Annotated in this window: 17 protein-coding genes; 6 read left to right on the top strand and 11 right to left on the bottom strand. The window is 71.7% G+C overall.

Annotated elements, in window-relative coordinates:
• Nucleotides 1-2 precede the first annotated feature (2 nt).
• A complete protein-coding gene (locus ABZ848_RS23030; RefSeq protein ID WP_360834620.1) occupies nucleotides 3-383 on the top strand; it encodes a hypothetical protein in 381 nt (126 codons plus the stop codon).
• A gap of 48 nt (nucleotides 384-431) precedes the next feature.
• Here the strand turns inward: ABZ848_RS23030 and ABZ848_RS23025 are convergent, their stop codons facing one another.
• On the bottom strand, nucleotides 432-1,289 hold the full coding sequence (locus tag ABZ848_RS23025; RefSeq protein WP_360834618.1) for an oxidoreductase: 858 nt from the start codon (nucleotides 1,287-1,289) through the stop codon (nucleotides 432-434).
• A gap of 99 nt (nucleotides 1,290-1,388) precedes the next feature.
• Between ABZ848_RS23025 and ABZ848_RS23020 the strand changes: the two genes are divergently transcribed.
• Nucleotides 1,389-1,967 carry a TetR/AcrR family transcriptional regulator gene (locus tag ABZ848_RS23020; protein ID WP_360834616.1) on the top strand — a complete coding sequence of 193 codons (579 nt, stop codon included), beginning with the start codon at nucleotides 1,389-1,391 and terminating at the stop codon, nucleotides 1,965-1,967.
• 115 nt (nucleotides 1,968-2,082) lie between these two features.
• The gene (locus ABZ848_RS23015) at nucleotides 2,083-2,649 is read left to right on the top strand and encodes a DUF6221 family protein (protein ID WP_360834614.1); all 567 of its coding nucleotides are present in this window, start codon (nucleotides 2,083-2,085) and stop codon (nucleotides 2,647-2,649) included.
• 32 nt (nucleotides 2,650-2,681) lie between these two features.
• Here ABZ848_RS23015 and ABZ848_RS23010 read toward each other — a convergent pair whose 3' ends face one another.
• On the bottom strand, nucleotides 2,682-3,179 hold the full coding sequence (locus tag ABZ848_RS23010) for a hypothetical protein (RefSeq protein WP_360834612.1): 498 nt from the start codon (nucleotides 3,177-3,179) through the stop codon (nucleotides 2,682-2,684).
• A 43-nt stretch (nucleotides 3,180-3,222) separates the two neighbouring features.
• On the bottom strand, nucleotides 3,223-4,053 hold the full coding sequence (locus ABZ848_RS23005) for an endonuclease/exonuclease/phosphatase family protein (RefSeq protein WP_360834610.1): 831 nt from the start codon (nucleotides 4,051-4,053) through the stop codon (nucleotides 3,223-3,225).
• 80 nt (nucleotides 4,054-4,133) lie between these two features.
• On the opposite strand from ABZ848_RS23005, the gene ABZ848_RS23000 reads away from it, so the two are divergent.
• The gene (locus ABZ848_RS23000) at nucleotides 4,134-4,544 is read left to right on the top strand and encodes a nitroreductase/quinone reductase family protein (protein ID WP_360834608.1); all 411 of its coding nucleotides are present in this window, start codon (nucleotides 4,134-4,136) and stop codon (nucleotides 4,542-4,544) included.
• A 4-nt stretch (nucleotides 4,545-4,548) separates the two neighbouring features.
• Here ABZ848_RS23000 and ABZ848_RS22995 read toward each other — a convergent pair whose 3' ends face one another.
• The 8 genes from ABZ848_RS22995 to ABZ848_RS22960 all read right to left on the bottom strand — a co-directional run bounded on the left by ABZ848_RS22995 (nucleotide 4,549) and on the right by ABZ848_RS22960 (nucleotide 14,002).
• A complete protein-coding gene (locus ABZ848_RS22995) occupies nucleotides 4,549-5,601 on the bottom strand; it encodes an aldo/keto reductase (RefSeq protein ID WP_360834606.1) in 1,053 nt (350 codons plus the stop codon).
• A 279-nt stretch (nucleotides 5,602-5,880) separates the two neighbouring features.
• Nucleotides 5,881-6,417, bottom strand: a complete 537-nt coding sequence (locus tag ABZ848_RS22990) for a DUF3455 domain-containing protein (protein WP_360834604.1) — start codon at nucleotides 6,415-6,417, stop codon at nucleotides 5,881-5,883.
• Nucleotides 6,418-6,518: 101 nt separating this feature from the next.
• Complete coding sequence (locus ABZ848_RS22985) at nucleotides 6,519-7,979, bottom strand: aldehyde dehydrogenase family protein (protein WP_360834602.1); 1,461 nt, start codon at nucleotides 7,977-7,979, stop codon at nucleotides 6,519-6,521.
• 130 nt (nucleotides 7,980-8,109) lie between these two features.
• Complete coding sequence (locus tag ABZ848_RS22980) at nucleotides 8,110-9,840, bottom strand: D-aminoacylase (protein ID WP_360834600.1); 1,731 nt, start codon at nucleotides 9,838-9,840, stop codon at nucleotides 8,110-8,112.
• A gap of 23 nt (nucleotides 9,841-9,863) precedes the next feature.
• On the bottom strand, nucleotides 9,864-10,982 hold the full coding sequence (locus ABZ848_RS22975; RefSeq protein WP_360834598.1) for an LLM class flavin-dependent oxidoreductase: 1,119 nt from the start codon (nucleotides 10,980-10,982) through the stop codon (nucleotides 9,864-9,866).
• Between the two features lie 97 nt (nucleotides 10,983-11,079).
• Nucleotides 11,080-11,850 carry an SDR family NAD(P)-dependent oxidoreductase gene (locus tag ABZ848_RS22970; protein ID WP_360834596.1) on the bottom strand — a complete coding sequence of 257 codons (771 nt, stop codon included), beginning with the start codon at nucleotides 11,848-11,850 and terminating at the stop codon, nucleotides 11,080-11,082.
• Between the two features lie 11 nt (nucleotides 11,851-11,861).
• A complete protein-coding gene (locus tag ABZ848_RS22965) occupies nucleotides 11,862-12,776 on the bottom strand; it encodes an LLM class F420-dependent oxidoreductase (RefSeq protein WP_360834594.1) in 915 nt (304 codons plus the stop codon).
• Nucleotides 12,773-14,002 (bottom strand): amidohydrolase family protein, encoded by a 1,230-nt coding sequence (locus ABZ848_RS22960; RefSeq protein ID WP_360834592.1) that lies wholly within the window; start codon nucleotides 14,000-14,002, stop codon nucleotides 12,773-12,775. The genes ABZ848_RS22965 and ABZ848_RS22960 overlap by 4 nt, the downstream gene beginning before the upstream one ends.
• Nucleotides 14,003-14,212: 210 nt before the next feature.
• Between ABZ848_RS22960 and ABZ848_RS22955 the strand changes: the two genes are divergently transcribed.
• Nucleotides 14,213-17,185, top strand: coding sequence for a BTAD domain-containing putative transcriptional regulator (locus ABZ848_RS22955; RefSeq protein WP_360834590.1), 2,973 nt, complete (start codon nucleotides 14,213-14,215; stop codon nucleotides 17,183-17,185).
• A 133-nt stretch (nucleotides 17,186-17,318) separates the two neighbouring features.
• Nucleotides 17,319-18,245 carry a U32 family peptidase gene (locus ABZ848_RS22950; RefSeq protein WP_360834588.1) on the top strand — a complete coding sequence of 309 codons (927 nt, stop codon included), beginning with the start codon at nucleotides 17,319-17,321 and terminating at the stop codon, nucleotides 18,243-18,245.
• Nucleotides 18,246-18,248 lie beyond the last annotated feature (3 nt).

The raw sequence follows: 18,248 nt of genomic DNA, 5'->3' as shown, positions 1-18,248 counted from the left end.
GCATGGACTCCGCCACTCCTCCTCCCCGTGTCCTCGTCATCGGGCTCGACCCGTACCGGGTGCCCGGGCCGTGGGATCCCGAGCCCGTGGCCAAGGGGATCGAGGAGGGTCTGGCCAAGTTCGCCGAACATGGCGTGGGCGTCGCGACCTGCCTGTTCGGCCTTGACGGAGGCGACGACGTGGCAGCGATCGTCGGGGACGCGCTGCGGTCCCGTCCGTGGGAGTGCGTCGTCATCGGCGGCGGCCTGCGGCACTCGGACGATCAGGCCGAGCTCCTGGAGCAGGTGGTGAACCTGGTCCGGCGGCACGCACCCGACGCGGCGATCGCGTTCAACAGCACGCCGGCCAACACGTATGAGGCCGCGGCCCGTTGGATCGAGTGAGGGGTCCGGCAGGGGGCGTTGCTGAAGGGGGCTCGGATGCGGCGTCCGTCAGCGCGGGACGCCGACAGCGCGGGAGATGACCGTGTCGAAGGCACGGTCGGGCAGGATGCGGCGCAGGGCGATGAGGGGGCGGGCGCCGAAGCCCTTGGCGTAGCGGGTCCTGGGGCGGCGGGCGGTGACGGCCTTGCCGATCGCGTCGGCGATGACGGAGGGCGGGGAGTTGCGCCTGGCGTTGGCCTCGGAGCGCAGCGAGGCGGCGACGGCGCCGGCCTGGGCGGCGTAGGCGCCGTCGGCGGAGGACTTCTCCAGCTTGTCGGCGGCGATGGCGCCCCATTCGGTGGCGATGCCTCCGGGCTCGATGACGACGACGTCGATGCCGAACGGCTGGACCTCCAGGCGCAGGCAGTCGCTGAGGGCTTCGAGGGCGAACTTGGTGCCGTGGTACCAGCCGCCGAGCGGAGTGTGGATCTTGCCGCCCATGGAGGTGATGTTGACGATCGTGCCGGAGCGCTGGGCGCGCATGTGGGGCAGGACCAGTTGGGCCAGGCGGATCGCGCCGAAGACGTTGACCTCGAACTGGTAGCGGGCCTCGTCCAGCGGTACGTCCTCGACGGCGCCGTAGGAGCCGTAGCCGGCGTTGTTGACGAGCGCGTCGATACGGCCGGTCTCGGCGGTGATCCTCTCGATGCCGGCCTGCATGGAGGTGTCGTCGGTGACGTCCATGGCCAGCGGACGGATGCCGTGCTCGGCGAGCTGCTGGAGGCGGTCGGTGCGGCGGGCGGCGGCGTAGACGGTGTAGCCGAGCTGCTGGAGCTTGAGGGCGGTGGCTTCACCGATGCCGGAGGAGGCGCCGGTGACGAGGGCGGTCTTGGCGGGCGGGGCGGTCTGGGCGGGCATGGCGGGCATGATGGGTTCCTCTACAAGTAAGATGAACTTCGGTTCACTATCTCTACCTATCATGAACCCTGGTTCATGTTGTTGCAAGTCGAGAAGGAGGCTGACTCCGTGCCCCAGGCCAGGGCGCCGCGCGCCGACGCGGTCCGCAACCGGAAGAAGATCCTCGCCGCGGCCGGCGAGCTGATCACCACGCATGGGCCAGAGGCGGGGATGGACGAGATCGCCGCCGCCGCGGGGGTGGCGGTCGGCACGCTGTACCGGCACTTCCCCACGAAGACGGACCTGGTCGCGGCGGTCGTCGCCGAGTACGTCACGCGGGTGGCCGACGACGCGGAGGCGACGCTCGCGCGAGTCACGGCCGGCGCTCGCGCACGGGACGAGCTGATCGCGTTCCTCAGCCGCGTGATCGAGGCGTCGGTGACCGACCGCGCCGTCAAGGCCGCCGCGCAGACCCTGGGGGCGGAACCGGGCGACCGCACGGACGAGGAGCGCGCCGGGGCAGCCGTAACGGCCCTCATCCACGCGGGTCAGACCGCCGGCGACATCCATCCCGACGTCACGGTCGACGACATCTACCTACTCTTCTCCACGGCCCCGACCGACCAGCCCCCGGCATCCCGCACCCGCTGGCTGACCCTGGTCACGACGGGCCTGACCACGGCGCGGCCTGTGGAGGGGGTTGGGTAACGGCTCGCCTGTTCCCCCGCGCGGAGCTTGAAGCGCGCGACTGGTCACTGGTGCGAAGGCGGGCAGCCGTCGTAAAGCCCGTGCCGATGCTGGGGTGTTCGTCGAGAATGCCCTCATGGACAGCGACCTCGTGGGCTTCCTGCGTGCTCGTCTGGACGAGGACGCCGTCGTCGCTCGGCACGTCGCCCTGCACGACCCCGTCCGCGTCCTGCGCGAGGTCGAGGCCAAGCGACGGGTACTCAGCCGCCATGCGCTCAGTCCGGCCGCAGGCGACCCGGAGCGGCCCTGGGACGACCGGGACGACTGCCAGTTCGACGGTGAGCCCTGGCCGTGCGCCGACCTGCTCGACCTCGCACTCCCCTACCTGGACCATCCCGACTTTCCCGCACGCCACATGCCGAACTGGAGGAGCGACCGTATGCCGCAGAACCCGGAGCTGCACATCTGGTTCCTGCCCGCCGGTGGAGAGGCTCTGGCCGTCAAGAGCCGCGACTTCGAGTCGCTGGAGTCGGCCGAGAGCGCGTTGCGCGAGGCGCTTGAGCAAGGACGCACGTTGCGGTTTCAGCTGACCGACTCCGAAGACACCGCGAGCGGGGTCGCGTTGGTCAATTTCGCCAACGTCGTGGCGGTCAAGGTGTGGCCGGAGTCGGTGAAGGGCGCGGACCACGGGCAGTATCTCTGACCAGGTTGGCGGCGGCACGTGACCGTGGCGCGTCATCCCCGCGACCGGCGGACCGTCTTCGGCTGGAGGTCGTCCCGCATGGTCTTCTGCAGGGTTTCCATGTCCCGGAAGAAAGGCTGCCTCACCTCGTCGTACTCCGCCGATTCCGGGCTGAGGGAGTGCTCCGCGAGGAGTTCCCGAATGATCAGGAGCTGCTGAAAGACCGGCTGAGCCGCCTCGTAGACGTGATCCGGCGAGACGATGGCCAACTCACGCAGCAGGGCTCTGGTGTTGCTGTCGTGGGGATCGGTGTGGAAGGCGTCGTGGACGCCGTTCCGGCGGACGTCGTCCTGCTGTCCCCGGAATGCCGCGCCGCTCATGCGGCTGTGCGTCTGCACCACGGACGCCAGGAAGCGCGCGTACACGACCCGCTTGGTCTCGTTCCAGTACCGGTCCTGCTCCCTGCGCGACCGCACGAGGTCGGTGACGAGCGTCGTCCCGACACCGAAGACCGCTCCGACGGCCGCAACGGCGAGAGTCCCCAACTCCATGCGCGCAGCGTACGAGTGGGAGGGCGGTGCGGTCGACACGATCTCACCCGCCCCCGTCCCCTTCTCCGCCCGCCAGGTCCGCCACCACCGCCGCGTGGTCCGACGGCCACACCCCGTCCACCGGCTCGGCCCCCGCCCGCCGTACGCTCCGGACGTGACCGAGACCGCTCGGCCCCGGCGGGCCCACGTGGACGTAGTCGATGCGGGACGGCGGGGCCACCCGGACGTGCGGGTTCGCCGGGTCCCAGGTGGCTGAGGGGGCGGCCGGACCGGCGTACTCCCAGGCGTCGAGGAAGATCTGGCCGGGCACGGCCGGCGCGGTCCTGAGGCCGCCGAAGAGGCGGACCTCGTCGGAGTCGGGCCAGGCGTTGAAGTCGCCGGTGACGACGGGAGGGAACTCGGTTCCGGAGCGGTGGGCGGCGACGAACTCGGCCAGCGCGGTGACCTGTCGGCAGCGGACCGCCGAGGCGTCGGGGGCGGAGGTGAGGTGGGTGGTGAAGAAGGGGATCTCGTACGACGGTGCGGCCAGCCGGGTGTGGAAGGCGAGGCGGCCGTCGTCGAGGTGCCCGGGCGCCGGCAGCCGCAGCACCGCCCGGTCGGCCACCGGCCAGCGGCTCAGCACGGCGTTGCCGACCTCCACCCCCGGCTCCCCGATCCGCCGCTGCCAGCGCTCGGAGCCGGGCGAGGCGGCCCACGCCCAGTGCAGCCCCAGCTCCCCGGCCAGCCACTCGGCGAGGTTCTCGCCGTCGGCGGCCCACACCTCCTGCAGCCCCACGACATCCGGCCGCAGGTCCCGCAGCACGGCGAGGATCGCCTTCTGCCGCTCCCGCCACGGCCCGAACCGCCACCACAGGTTCCAGGTCACCACACGCATGGACGCACCGTCTCTCGTCGGGGAACGTGAGAGTCATTGAAGAACACCGTCACGCGCACCGGACAGGAGTCCCACAAACCATGTCTCGCCCCGCCCACTCGGAGGCCAAGTACCTCCGCGCCACGGCCTTCCAGCGCCGCCTCAACCCCCTCATGCGCCGCCTCCCGCTGCAAACCCTGCTGGAGACGACCGGCCGCACCTCGGGTCTGCCCCGCAGGACGCCGGTCGGCGGGCGCCGGGTGGGCGACTCGTTCTGGCTGGTGTCGGAGTTCGGTGAGCGTGCTCAGTACATCCGGAACATCAAGGCCGATCCCCGGGTCCGGGTGCGCATCCGCGGCCGCTGGCACACCGGCACCGCGCACCTCCTCCCCGACGACGACCCGATCGCCCGCCTGCGCGCCCTGCGCTCCGTGAACAGCGTGGCGGTACGGGCGATAGGCGCGGCGCTGCTGACGGTGCGGGTGGATCTCGACGCCCAGGGATCCCGTTAGCCGGTCAGCCCGCCGCCGCCCGCTCCGCCGTCGGCCGCCTGCGCAGCGCCGGCTCCGTGAGGGACCGCGGCTGCCAGACCCCGTCGGCCCGGTACAGGTCGGTCCCCGGCGGCACGATCTCGTCGACGCGGTCGAGTGCGCCGTCGTCGAGCACGAGGTCCGCCCCGGCCAGCAGGGAGGTGAGCTGGTCCATGGTGCGCGGGCCGATGATCACCGAGGTGACGGCCGGGTGCACCAGCGGGAAGGCGACGGCCAGTTCGGGGAGCGTGCAGCCCAAGTCGTCCGCCAGTGCGACGAGTTGTTCCACCGCCGCGTACTTCGCCGGGTTTCCGGGGGCCGCCGGGTCGAAGCGGTGCGGGGTGAGTTTCGCGCGGCCGGTGGTGAGGTCGACCGGGCGGCCCTCGCGGTAGGCGCCGGAGAGGAAGCCCGAGGCCAGCGGGGACCAGGTCAGCACTCCCATGCCCAGGCGCTCGGCGGTGGGCAGTACGGCGCGTTCGATGCCGCGGGCGAGGAGGGAGTACGGCGGCTGCTCGGTGCGCATCCGCATCAGCCCGCGCCGCTCCGCCACATGGTGGGCCTCGACCAGGTCCTCGGCCGGGAACGTGGAGCAGCCGAACGTCCGGATCTTGCCCGCCCGCACCAGGTCGGTGAGGACGGACAGCGTCTCCTCGATGTCGGTGGTGTGGTCGGGGCGGTGCACCTGGTAGAGGTCGATCCAGTCCGTGTCCAGGCGCCGCAGGCTGTCCTCGACCGCGCGGACGATCCAGCGCCGGGAGTTACCGCTGCGGTTACGGCCCTCACCCAACGGGAAGTGCACCTTCGTGGCGAGTACGACGTCGTCGCGCCGGCCCTTGAGCGCCTTGCCGACGATCTCCTCGCTCTCGCCCTTCGAGTACATGTCGGCGGTGTCCACGAAGTTGATCCCCGCGTCGAGCGCGGCGTGGATGACGCGCGCGCCATCCTCGTGGTCGGAGTTTCCGGCGGCGCCGAACATCATCGTGCCGAGGCAGTGGGTGCTGACCTCGATGCCGGTCTTGCCGAGGACTCGATAACGCATACCGGTGCTCCGTAGCGGGCGGGGGGTCGGGAAGCGTCGTCACTCTAGGACTTGGAGTGCGCTCGACCGCAAGCACGAGGTCCAGGAGACCCAGGTAGCGGTCGACGAGCGCCGGGGAGACGGGATCCCAGACCCTGGAGTCGGCGACGCCGGGGTGCGGCAGCACCGCCGGGATCCCCTCCCCGCCCGTGTCGTCCGCCCAGAGCTCACCGCCGTCGACGTGCACCACGGTCTCCATGGGCCGAGGGTCTCACTCCGGCGGTCGGAGAGCCGGGTGCGTCACTTCGCCGGCTTGTAGAAGGCGTACGTCGCGCTGTACGCCACGCTCGTCTGGTCCGTGCCGGTGCAGGCGGTGGTCGGGGCGACGCCGCCCGCCGTGTTGAGGCGCTGTATGTAGGAGACGCCCCCGAAGACGCCCGCGCCCCGGGTCGCGGTGGCCTGGAGCAGGAGTTCGGGGATGGCGTCGGTCTTCGGGGAGTTGGCGATCGCCGTGGCGTTCACCGCGCTGCCGTCCACCGTGGAGACCCAGACCGGGCCGCGGGAGTGCAGGGCGACCGTGCGACCTCTCTTGTCCGAGAGGGTGGCGGCCGGCTCCAGGAGCTTCCAGGCGCCGTCGGTGCAGGTGTAGGTCTGCACGCCCCGGGCGGCGTACACGGCGGTCAGTTTGTTGCCGTCGGGCACCTTCAGTGCGGCGGGAGCCTTCACGGGCTTGGGCGCGGCGTCCGCGGGGGCGGCGTTGCCGGCGGTCGTGCCCAGGAAGGCGGTCGCGGCGGCGAGGGCGGTGGCGGTCAGGGCGAGGCGCTTGGCGTACTTCAAGGGAGTTCTCCGGAACTGTCTCAGATTGATTTGCGCAGGCACTCTATGACCAAGTCACCTTTCGCCAGAGGCAGTTGGCGAATTGTTCTTCTCGGCGCCGCTCAGCCCGGCCAGACGATCGCCTGCACCTCCCCGTACGCATGGAGCGCGTACGACCCCACGTCCCGGCCCACTCCGCTCTTCTTGAACCCCCCGAAAGGCGCCTCCATGTTCCGCCCGACCGTGTTGACGCCGACGCCGCCCGCCCGCAGCCGCCGGGCCACCCGGAAGGCCCTGGCCACGTCGCCCGACCAGACGTAGTCGATGAGCCCGTAGTCGCTGTCGTTGGCCAGGGCGACGCCCTCGTCCTCCTCGTCGAAGGGGACGACCACGACCACCGGGCCGAAGATCTCCTCCCGGGTCACGCGCATGTCGTTCGTGCAGTCGGCGAGGAGGGTGGGGGCGACGAAGAACCCCCGGTCGTACGGCGGCCGTTCACCGCCCGTCACCACCACCGCACCTTCCTTGCGGCCCAGTTCGACGTACGACTCCACGCGCTCCCGGTGGGCGGAGGAGATCACCGGGCCCACCACCGTCGCCGGGTCCCGTGGGTCGCCCACCTTCAACCGGCCCGCGTATCCGGCCAGTTGCTCGACGAGTCGGTCGTACACGCCCCGTTGCGCCAGCACTCGCGTCGGTGCCGTGCAGATCTGGCCGCTGTAGAAGGAGAAGGTCGTGCCGATGCCGGCGACCGCCGAGCCGACGTCCGCGTCGTCGAAGACGACTGCCGCGCCCTTCCCGCCCAGCTCCATCAACTGCCGTTTCATGGCACGCCCGCACACCTCGCCGATGCGCTGTCCCACGGCCGTGGACCCGGTGAAGCTCACCATGTCGACGTCGGCCGACTCCACCGCCGCCTCGCCGACCGCCACCGACTGCCCGGACACCACGTTCACGACACCCGGCGGCACGCCCGCCGCCTCCAGCGCCTCCGCCATCCGGTAGACCGACAGCGGGTCCTGCGGGGCGGGCTTCACGACCACCGTGTTGCCCATCGCGAGGGCGGGGGCGATCTTGCCGGCCGGGTTCGCCCACGGGTTGTTGTACGAGGTGATGCAGGTGACGACGCCGACGGGCTGCCGTATCGCCAGCGCGCCCATCACACCCGCCTTGCCCATCGGGCCGGCCTCGTTGATCTGCGGAGGGATGGCCCACTCGGCGGGCTCCACGCGCGCGTACCGGCGGAAGCGGGCCATGCCGACGCCGACCTGCATCGCCCGGGCCGTCCCCGTCGTGGCGCCCGTCTCCGCCTGCGCCAGCTCCGCGTACGGCCCGAAACGGCTGCCGATGACCTCCGCCGCCCGCCCCAGGATCGCCGCGCGCTCCTCGGGCGCCGTCCTCGACCACGGCCCGAAGGCCTCGCGGGCCGCGGCACAAGCCGCGAGCACCTGATCCCGCGAGGCCTCCGGAGCCCACTCGATGGTCTCCTCGGTGGCCGGATCCACGACGGCGTAACGACCGGCGTCCGGCTCGACCCACTCACCCCCGACGAACAGCCGCTGCCCGTCGCCGACTTCACTCACCTGACACTCACCGCCATCGCGACCCGCCCGCACCACAGCGGGTTCCCCGGCGCGACCGCGCTCGACTCCCGCCCGGACCGCAGCACCGCCCAACTCCGGACCCCCGGCACCGCCCCACCCCCGGCCCCCCTCACCTCGTACTCACCGTCCGCGTATCCCTCCCCGACCGCAGCACCCTCCCCGGCACCGCCCCGCTCACCACGTCGTCCCGGATCGCTTCGACTCCGTTGACCCACACGGCCCGTATCCCGATCGCCTTCGCGTCCAGCCGTGGGCTGTCACCCGGCAGGTCGTGCACCAGGGTGGCCGTGCCCGCGTCGATCCGTTCCGGGTCGAAGAGCACCAGGTCCGCATGGAAGCCCTCCGCCACCCGTCCCCGATCACGCAGTCCGAACAAGCGGGCCGGGTCGTCGGTCAGCATCTTCACCGCCTGCTCCAGACCGACCAGCTTCCGGCGCCGCAGGCAGTCGCCGAGGAAGCGTGTGGTGTACGGCGCCCCGCACATGCGGTCCAGATGCGCGCCCGCGTCGGAGCCACCGAGCATCACGTCCTCGTGCTGCCAGGTCTCGGCCCGCAGCGCCCAGGACGCGGGGTCGTTGTCGGTCGGCATCGGCCACAGCACCGTGCGGAGGTCGTCGGCGGCGCAGATCTCGACCAGGGTGTGGAAGGGGTCCTGGCCGCGCTCCTTCGCGATGTCCCCGACGACCCTCCCGCTCAGCCCGGCGTTCGCCTCGCTGTACGTGTCGCCGATGACGTACCGCCCGAAGTTCGCGAGCCGCCGGAAGACGCCCGCCTCCTTGGAGCCCGCCCGCTCCAGCATCTCCGCGCGCACGGCCGGGTCCCGCAGGCGTGCGATCCGCTCCGGGACCGGCAGACCGAGGATCGGACCCCACCCGGGAATCAGGTTCAGCGCGCAGAACGTGCCCAGGGACATGTTCATCGGCGTGAGGATCGGCATGGTCAGCGCGACGACCCGGCCGCCCGCCTTCCGCGCCTGCTCGCTCGCCAGCAGCTGCCGCGGCACGCGCTCGGGCACGGAGGCGTCGATGGTGAGCACGTTCCAGTTCAGGGGCCGCCCGGCCGCCGCGCTCATCTCCGCGAACAGCTCGATCTCCTCGTCGCTGAACTGGTCCAGGCACCCCGCGACGATCGCCTCGATCTGCGTGCCCTCGTGCTCGCCGACGGCCCGCGAGAGGGTGAGCAGTTCGGCGGGCTTCGCATGCCGGGAGGCGACCGGCCGGCCGTCGCCGTCGGAGTGCGTACGGGACTGGGTCGTCGAGAACCCCCAGGCGCCCGCGTCCATCGCCTCGTGCAACAGCCGTACGATCTCGGCCAGTTGGTCGTCCGTGGGCTGACCGCCGACCGCGTCCGGCCCCATCACGTACCGTCGCAGCGCGCAATGCCCCACCATGAACCCGGCGTTGACCGCGATCCGCCCGTCGAGAGCGTCCAGATACTCCCCGAAGGAGCTCCAGCTCCACGGTGCCCCCTCCTCCAGCGCCACCAGCGACATGCCCTCGACCTTGGACATCATCCGGCGGGTGTAGTCGGCATCCTCGGGGCGGGCGGGATTGAGCGGGGCGAGCGTGAAACCGCAGTTGCCGGCGGCGACCGTCGTCACCCCGTGGTTCAGGGACGGGGTCGCGTACGGGTCCCAGAACAGCTGGGCGTCGTAATGGGTGTGCGGGTCGACGAAGCCGGGGGCGAGGACCAGCCCGGAGGCGTCCTCGGACGTCCGGGCCTCCTCGGTGACCTTCCCGATGACGGCGATACGGCCGTCACGGATGCCGACGTCGGCGGTGTACGCGGGTGCGCCCGTGCCGTCCACGACGGTCGCACCCTTGACGAGGTGGTCGAGCATCTGACCTGAACCTCCCTACGAAGCTACGAAGCCTGCCGGAACCGGGTCGTCCGATGCACCGGATCCGTGTCGATCTTCGGAATCACGTGCTCCCCGATCAGCCGGATCGTCTGGAGCGTCTCCTCCTTCGGCACCCCCACCGGCAGCCCGAAGCTCAGCTGGTCCGCCCCCGCCTGCTCCCAGCGCTTGCACTGGGTGAGCACCTCGTCCGGGTCGCCGCAGATCAACAGCTCTTCCTCGACGAGCAGTTCGACGAACTCCGGCGTGTACTCCGGCAGCGTCTCCGGCCAGACGGGGAAGCCCTCGGGCCGCGGGAAGGTGTCGTGGTACCGGAACACCAGCGAGGGCAGGTAGTGCAGCCCGCCGTTGGTCGCGATCTCTATCGCCTCCGCGTGCGTCGGCGCGCAGATCGCCGTCGTCGTCACCATCACGTTGTCGTTGACGAACTCCCCGACCGGCTCGGCGTTCACGACCGCCGTCTTGTACTGCTCCAGCACCCACTCCATGTCGGAGACCTTCTGGATGCTGAAGCCGAGCACGCCGAGCCCCTTGCGGGCGGCCATCGCGTACGACGGCGGCGAACCGGCCGCGTACCACATCGCCGGGTGCGACTTCCCGTACGGCTTCGGCAGAACCTTGCGCGGTGGCAGCTGCCAGTGCTTGCCCTGGAAGCCGACGTACTCGTCCTGCATCCACATCTTGGGGAACTCGGCGATCGTCTCCTCCCAGATCTCCTTCGTGTAGTTCATGTCGGTGATCCCGGGGAGGAAGCCGAGGATCTCGTGCGAGCCCGCGCCGCGGCCGGACCCGAACTCGAAGCGCCCCTCGCTGAGGTGGTCCATCATGGCGACCTTCTCGGCCACCTTCACGGGGTGGTTGACCTGGGCGAGCGGGTTGAAGATCCCGGAGCCGAGGTGGATGCGGTCCGTCGCGTGCGCCAGATACCCCAGGAACACGTCGTTGGCCGACAGGTGCGAGTACTCCTCCAGGAAGTGGTGCTCGGAGGCCCAGGCGTACTTGAAGCCGGACTTGTCCGCCTGGATGACGTACTCGGTCTCCTCCATCAGCGCCTTGTGCTCGGCCAGCGGGTCGGTCTCGGCGCGTTTGCCCACGTATCCCTGTACAAAGAGCCCGAATTCCAAGGCGGTTCACCATCCCTGGTTCTGAAGATTTCTGACACCCCGTCAGTTTCGAAGACTGTTGCACCAGCCGCATGGAGGGTCAATAGCTGATGAGCCGTCAGATGATGCTGACCCCTGCCAGCCACCCGCCGTCGATCACGAAGGGCTGTCCGGTGATGTACGAGGAGTCGTCCGACGTCAGGAACAGCGCGAGCCGCGCCACCTCCTCCGGCGCCCCGATCCGCCCCAGCGGCACGAGCTTGCGGTACAGCTCGTCCAGCGCCCGGCCGGTCTCCTCCGCGTCCGCCTCCGGGTCCAGCTGGGCCGGGTTGGACATCGCGGTGTCGATGGCGCCGGGGCACATGGCGTTGACGCGGATGCGGCGGTGGGCCAGCTCCAGCGCGGCGACGCGGGTGAGGCCGAGGATGGCGTGCTTGGTGGCGGCGTATGTGCCGACGGCCGCCATGCCCGTCACCGCCGTGTAGGACGCCGTGTTCACGATCGTGCCGCCGTCCTCCATCACCGGCGCGACCGTCTTGACGCCGAGGAAGCAGCCGACCTGGTTGACCCGTACGACCTGCATGAACTCGTCGAGGGGCGTGTCCACCAGGGAGTTGAAGCGCAGGATGCCGGCGTTGTTGACCAGGCCGTCTATCCGGCCGTACGCGTTCTTGACCGTGCTGACCGCCGAGCGCCAGGCGTCCTCGTCACCCACGTCCAGGTGGAGGTACCGGCCGCCGATCTCCCGCGCGAGCGCCTCGCCCTGGTCGTCGAGCACGTCGGCGACCACGACCTCGGCCCCTTCCGCTCTGAACAGCCGGGCCTCCTGCTCCCCCTGTCCACGCGCCGCCCCGGTGACGATCACGACGCGTCCGTCCAGCTTGCCCATGCCGTAACTCCTTAGAGGTGGGGGGCCACTTCGGCGCCGAAGGCCGCCATCTGGTCGGTGAGTTCGCCGCGGTTCCGGCAGCGGAACCGCACCTGGATCTGGTCCACGCCCATCGCCGGGTAGGCGCGCAGGGACTCGGCGAGCGCGTCCGAGGGGCCGGTGAGCGTGCGGCGGCCGACGTCCCAGTCGGGTGTGCCGACGTACAGCGGCTCGGTGATGGCACCCATGTCGAACGGCCCCTGGAGGCCGGCTTCTTCGCGCAGCCGCCGTATCCGTTCCATCTGGGCGGGCAGGCGGTTCCGCGGGTCCCCCTGCGGCAGCCAGCCGTCCGCCTTGAGCGCGGCTCTCCGGACCGCGGCGGGCGAAGAGCCGCCCACCCACACCGGCACCCGCTCCTGCGCGGGCCTCGGCCGCTGCCCCAGGCCCTCGAAGTCGTAGAGCTTGCCGTGGTGTTCGGGGAACTCGTCGGGGCCGAGGGCGGCCCGCAGCGCGTCGATCGACTCGTCGAGCACGGCGCCCCGGTGCTCGAAGTCGACGCCCAGCGCCTCGAATTCCTCCTGTACGTGCCCGGCCCCGACCCCGAGGATCAGCCGGCCGCCGCTGAGGTGGTCGAGGGTGGCGTACTGCTTGGCGGTGAGGAGGGGGTGGCGCAGGCCGATCACCGCCACGTGACTGAGGAGCCGGATCCGCTCCGTCACGCCCGCCAGGTAGGCGAGGGTGGCCACGGGGTCGTACCAGACCGTGCTCATCGCGGCGGCGAGGCGGCGCGGGATGGCCACGTGGTCGCAGCTCGCGATGTAGTCGAAGCCGGCGGCCTCGGCGGTGCGGGCGACCTCCACCAGGTCGGCGGGGCCCGCGTCGGCCTCCCAGGGCTCGGCGTAGATGGTGCTCTGGGACTGGACGGGGAGTTGGATGCCGTACCTCATGTACGGCTCCACAGCCCCTCGGGGGTGAGCCCGAGCAGCTCGATGGCGTTGCCCCGGACGATCCGCTCCACCACATCCGCGTCCAGGTGGCCCATCTGCGCCTCCCCGACCTCCCTCGACTTCGGCCAGGTGGAGTCGGAGTGCGGATAGTCGGTCTCGTAGAGGACGTTGCCGACGCCGATCGCGTCGAGGTTCTTCAGCCCGAACGCGTCGTCGAAGAAGCAGCCGTAGACGTGCTCGGTGAAGAGTTCGGACGGCGGGCGGTGGACCTTGTCGGCGACCCCGCCCCAGCCGCGGTTCTCCTCCCAGACGACGTCGGCGCGCTCCAGGATGTACGGGATCCAGCCGATCTGGCCCTCGGCGTACATGACCTTGAGGTTCGGGAAGCGCTCGAACTTGCCGCTCATCAGCCAGTCGACCATCGAGAAGCAGCAGTTGGCGAAGGTGATGGTCGAACCGACCGCGGGCGGGGCGTCCTTGGAGGTCGAGGGCATACGGCTGCTGGAGCCGATGTGCATCGCGATGACCGTGCCGGTCTCGTCGCAGGCCCGGAAGAGCGGGTCCCAGTCGTCGCCGTGGACGGACGGGAGTCCGAGGAAGGGAGGTATCTCGGAGAAGGCGACGGCGCGCACGCCCCGGGCGGCGTTGCGGCGGACCTCGGCGGCGGCGAGCTCGGCGTCCCAGAGCGGGATGAGGGTGAGGGGGATCTGCCGGCCTTGGGCCGCCGGGCCGCACCACTCCTCGACCATCCAGTCGTTGTAGGCCTGGACGCAGAGCAGGCCGAGTTCGTGGTCCTGGGCCTCGGTGAAGGTCTGGCCGCAGAAGCGCGGGAAGGTCGGGAAGCAGACGGCGGACTGGACGTGGTTGACGTCCATGTCGGCGAGGCGCTGCGGGACGTCGTAGGAACCCGGTCGCATCTGCTCGTACGTGATGACTTCGAGCTTGATCTCGTCCCTGCTGTAGCCGACGGCGGTGTCGAGGCGGGTGAGGGGGCGCCGGAGGTCCTCGTAGACCCACCAGTCGCCGAGCGGGCCGTCGTCGCCCGGTTCGCCCATGACCGGGCGGAAGCGGCCGCCGAGGAAGGTCATCTCCTTCAGCGGGGCGCGGACTATTCGGGGGCCGACGTCCAGGTACTTCTTCGGGAGCCGGCTCTGCCAGACATCGGCGGGCTCCACGGTGTGGTCGTCGACGGAGATGATCAGCGGAAACGTCGCTTCGGTGTCCATGGCGGCCACGGTAGCGCCGATCTGACGGTCCGTCAGCTATGCGGACGGGGGTGGATCGGCCGGTCGGTCGTGTTCGCATCCGTGCGGAGACCGGGTGAGGGCTTTGTGATATCCCGCGCGCCTGACTGTGACCGTGCCCTCCACAGCTGACGCATCTGCCATGGACAAGGCAGACTGGCGGGGTTGATAAACGTTTCTAGGGGGACGGCGATGGTCGACCGTGTGCCGCGGGGCGCCGAGCTGCCGCGCGTGCCTGAGCAGCGGCGGGCCGGGTCCTCCGCCGAGCCGGAGCCCGTGCGCTTCGCCGTGCTGGGGCCGGTGCGCGCCCGGCGCGGCGAGGAGCAGCTCAGCACGGGCTCCCCGCAGCAGCGCGCCCTGCTCGCGGCCCTGCTGCTGCGCGAGGGCCGGACGGCGACCGCCGCCGAGCTGATCGACGCCCTGTGGGGCGAGGAGCCGCCCTCGCAGGCGCTGGCCGCGGTGCGCACGTACGCCTCCCGGCTGCGCAAGGTCCTCGACCCCGGGGTCCTGGTCAGCGAGTCCGGCGGTTACGCGGTGCGCGGGCTCGCCGAGGGTGCCTTCGACCTGGCGGTGGCGCAGGACCTGGCGGCCGAGGCGGAGAAGGCGCGCGGCGCCGGGGACCTGTGCCACGCCCGTGAGGTGCTGGACCGCGCGCTGCACCTGTGGGACGGCGAGACGCTGGCCGGCGTACCCGGCCCGTACGCGGAGGCGCAGCGCGTGCGCCTGGAGGAGTGGCGCCTCCAACTCCTCGAATCCCGCCTGGACATGGACCTGGAGCAGGGCTGTCACGCGGAGGCGGTCGCCGAGCTCACCGCGCTGACCGCGGCCCATCCGCTGCGCGAGCGGCTGCGGGAGCTGCTGATGCTGGCCCTGTACCGCAGCGGCCGGCAGGCGGAGGCGCTCGCCGTGTACGCCGACACCCGCCGCCTGCTCGCCGACGAGCTGGGCGTCGACCCCCGCCCCGGCCTGCGCGAGCTGCAGCAGCGCATCCTCCAGGCCGACCCGGGCCTCGCCGAGCCGTCCGCCCCGCAGGCCGCCCCGCCTCCGGCCCCCGTCCGCCCGGCCCAACTCCCGGCCACCGTCCCGGACTTCACCGGCCGCACCTCCTTCGTCAAGGAACTCGGCGAGGTGCTGGCCACCGCCGAGGGCCGGGTGATGGCGGTGTCGGCGCTCGCGGGCATCGGCGGTGTCGGCAAGACGACCCTCGCGGTGCACGTCGCCCACCAGGCCCGGGCCGCCTTCCCGGACGGGCAGCTGTACGTCGACCTCCAGGGCGCCGGCACCCGCTCGGCCGAGCCGGAGACGGTCCTCGGCTCCTTCCTGCGCGCCCTCGGCACGGCCGACTCGGCCATCCCGGACTCGCTGGAGGAGCGGGCGGCGCTGTACCGGTCGGTGCTCGACGGCCGCCGGGTGCTCGTCCTGCTGGACAACGCCCGGGACGCGGCCCAGGTACGGCCGCTGCTGCCCGGCACGGAGGGCTGCGCGGCGCTGGTCACGTCCCGGGTGCGGATGGTCGACCTCGCGGGCGCCCACCTCGTGGACCTGGACGTGATGTCCCCCGACGAGGCACTCTCGCTCTTCACCAAGATCGTGGGCGAGGAGCGGGTGGCGGCCGAGCGGAAGGCCGCGCTGGACGTGGTCGCGGCCTGCGGTTTCCTGCCGCTGGCGATCCGCATCGCGGCCTCCCGGCTGGCGGCCCGCCGCACCTGGACGGTCTCCGTCCTCGCCGCCAAGCTCGCCGACGAGCGCCGCCGCCTCGACGAACTCCAGGCGGGCGACCTCGCGGTCAAGGCCACCTTCGAGCTCGGCTACGGCGCCCTGGAGCCCGCCCAGGCCCGCGCGTTCAGGCTCCTGGGCCTGGCCGACGGACCGGACATCTCCCTCGCCGCGGCCGCCGCGGTGCTCGACCTCCCGGTGGAGGACACGGAGGACCTGCTGGAGGCCCTCGTCGACACCTCCCTGCTGGAATCCGCGGCTCCGGGCCGCTACCGCTACCACGACCTCGTACGGCTCTACGCGCGTGCCTGCGCCGAGCGGGACGAGTGGCCGCCGAGCGAGCGGGACGCGGCGATGTCCCGCCTGCTGGACTTCTACCTGGCCACCGCGGCCGGGGTGTACCTGATCGAGCGCCCCGGCGACCGGCTGGTCGACCACCTGGCCGCCCCGGAGCACCCGGGGCTGGTCTTCGCCGACCGGCACCAGGCGCAGGACTGGCTGTACTCGGAGGCGGTCTGCCTGCTGGCCTGCGTGCGCCAGTCCGCCGGCTCCGGCTCGCTGCGGCGCGCCGTCGACCTGCTGTGGGCCGCCGTGGACCTCGCGGAGTCCGGCACCAACTCCAAGGCGTACGAAGGGGTCGCCTCGGCCCTGCGGGAGGCCGCGCGGGAGGCCGGGGACACCCGGGCGGAGGCGCGGGCGCTGATCACGCTGGGGTACGCGCACAGCGTGACCGGCCGCTTCGACCTGGCGGACGAGGAGGCGGCCCTGGCCCACGAGCTGATCGGCGCCGCGCCGGATCCGCTGGCCGGCTGCTGGGCGTCCAACATCCTCGGCGTGATCGCGCTCTACCAGAGCCGCCACGAGGACGGCGAGACCCACATCAACCGCGCCATCGAGGGCTTCCGCGCCTGCGACGACCGGGCGGGCGAGGCGGCCGTGCTGTGCAACCTCTCCCGGATCCACCTGGCCACCGGCCGCACCGACAGCGCGGTCTCCCTGGCCCGCCAGGGCATGGAGATGTACGACGCCATGGGCCACGCCCTCAAGGGCGCCAACGGCCGTTACGCGCTGGGCCTCGCGCTCACCGAGCACGGGGAGCTGCCCGAGGCAGCCGACCGCCTCCAGGAGGCCCTGACCGTCTTCCGGGACAGCCGCCAGCGGCTCTGGGAGGGCATGTCCCTGTTCCGCCTCGCGGAGGTCGACCTGGCCGCCGGGCGCCCGGCGCAGGCGGCGGCCAACGCCGAGAGCGCGCTGACCGTGCTGCGGGGCATCGGCGGCGACTGGCGCCGGGCAGGGGTCCTCGTCACCCTCGGCCACGGGCTGAGCGGCATCGGCCAGTCGGGCCGCGCCCAGGTCTGCTGGCGCGAGGCCCTGGAGCTGTTCGAGGCCCTGGACGCCCCGGAGGCGGAGACGGTACGACCGCTGCTGACGCCGCTGGCGCTCGCCTAGGGCGCGCGACCCACGGCCGGAACCCCGCCCCGCGGTGCCTCCGCGGGCCGTTGACGGGCCGTCATCGGCTGCCTACCGTCCAAGCACAGCGATTCCGAACAAAGTTCGAGATATCGACCGGAAGAAGGTCCGGATGGACGGCATGGAAAGGTCACGGCGGTCGCTGTCCGCGCTCGGGCTGCCGGACCGGGATCTCGGTGAACTGCCCGATTCCGACAAGCGGTTCCCGGACGGCGCGCAGTACCGGGTGGAGATCCCGTCGGTCGAAGGCCCGGGCCCGTTCCAGGCGGTGATGGACGAGGCCGACCGGCACGGGATCCGGATCCACCGCATCAGCCAGGGCAGCGGCATGATGCTCCTCGCCGACCCGGAGATCGAGCAGATGGTGGCGCTCGGCCGCGAACGCGGGGTGGAGGTCTGCCTCTTCGTGGGACCACGCGGTGGCTGGGACATCGGCATCCAGGCCACCTCCGCCGCGGGTGGCGGCGCGGCGGCGGTGCTGCGCGGCGCCGACCAGCTCGTGTACGGGGTCGAGGACGTCATCCGGGGCTGCGACCTCGGCGTGCGCAGCGTGCTCGTGGCCGACATCGGCCAGCTGTGGGTCCTCGGCCGGATGCGGCGGTCCGGCGACCTGCCGCCGGACCTGGGGATCAAGGCGTCGATATCGATGCCGACGGCCAATCCCGCGGCCGCGCGGGTTCTTGAGGACCTCGGGGTCACCACGATCAACCTGCCGATCGACCTCACCCTCGCCCAGACGGCGGCGATCCGAGCCGCGGTCGACGTACCCCTGGACGTCTACGTGGAGGGCGCCGACGACTTCGGCGGCGTGGTCCGCTACTACGAGATCCCGGCCCTCGTGCGCGTGGCGGCTCCGGTGCACCTCAAGTTCACGGTACGGAACGCGCCGCCGCTGTATCCCTCCGGAGCGCACCTCGCCGACGTGGCCGTGGCGACCGCACGCGAGCGCGTACGGCGGGCGGCGATCGGTCTCTCCGTACTCCGTCGGCACTACCCGGAGGCCGGAGCCGGCCCCGGACAAATGTTGGCGAAACCGTAGCCC

It is taken from the genome of Streptomyces sp. NPDC047081 (genome assembly GCF_040643775.1).
Classification (GTDB): Bacteria; Actinomycetota; Actinomycetes; order Streptomycetales; family Streptomycetaceae; genus Streptomyces.
This window is presented reverse-complemented; position numbering and strand designations above follow the sequence as displayed.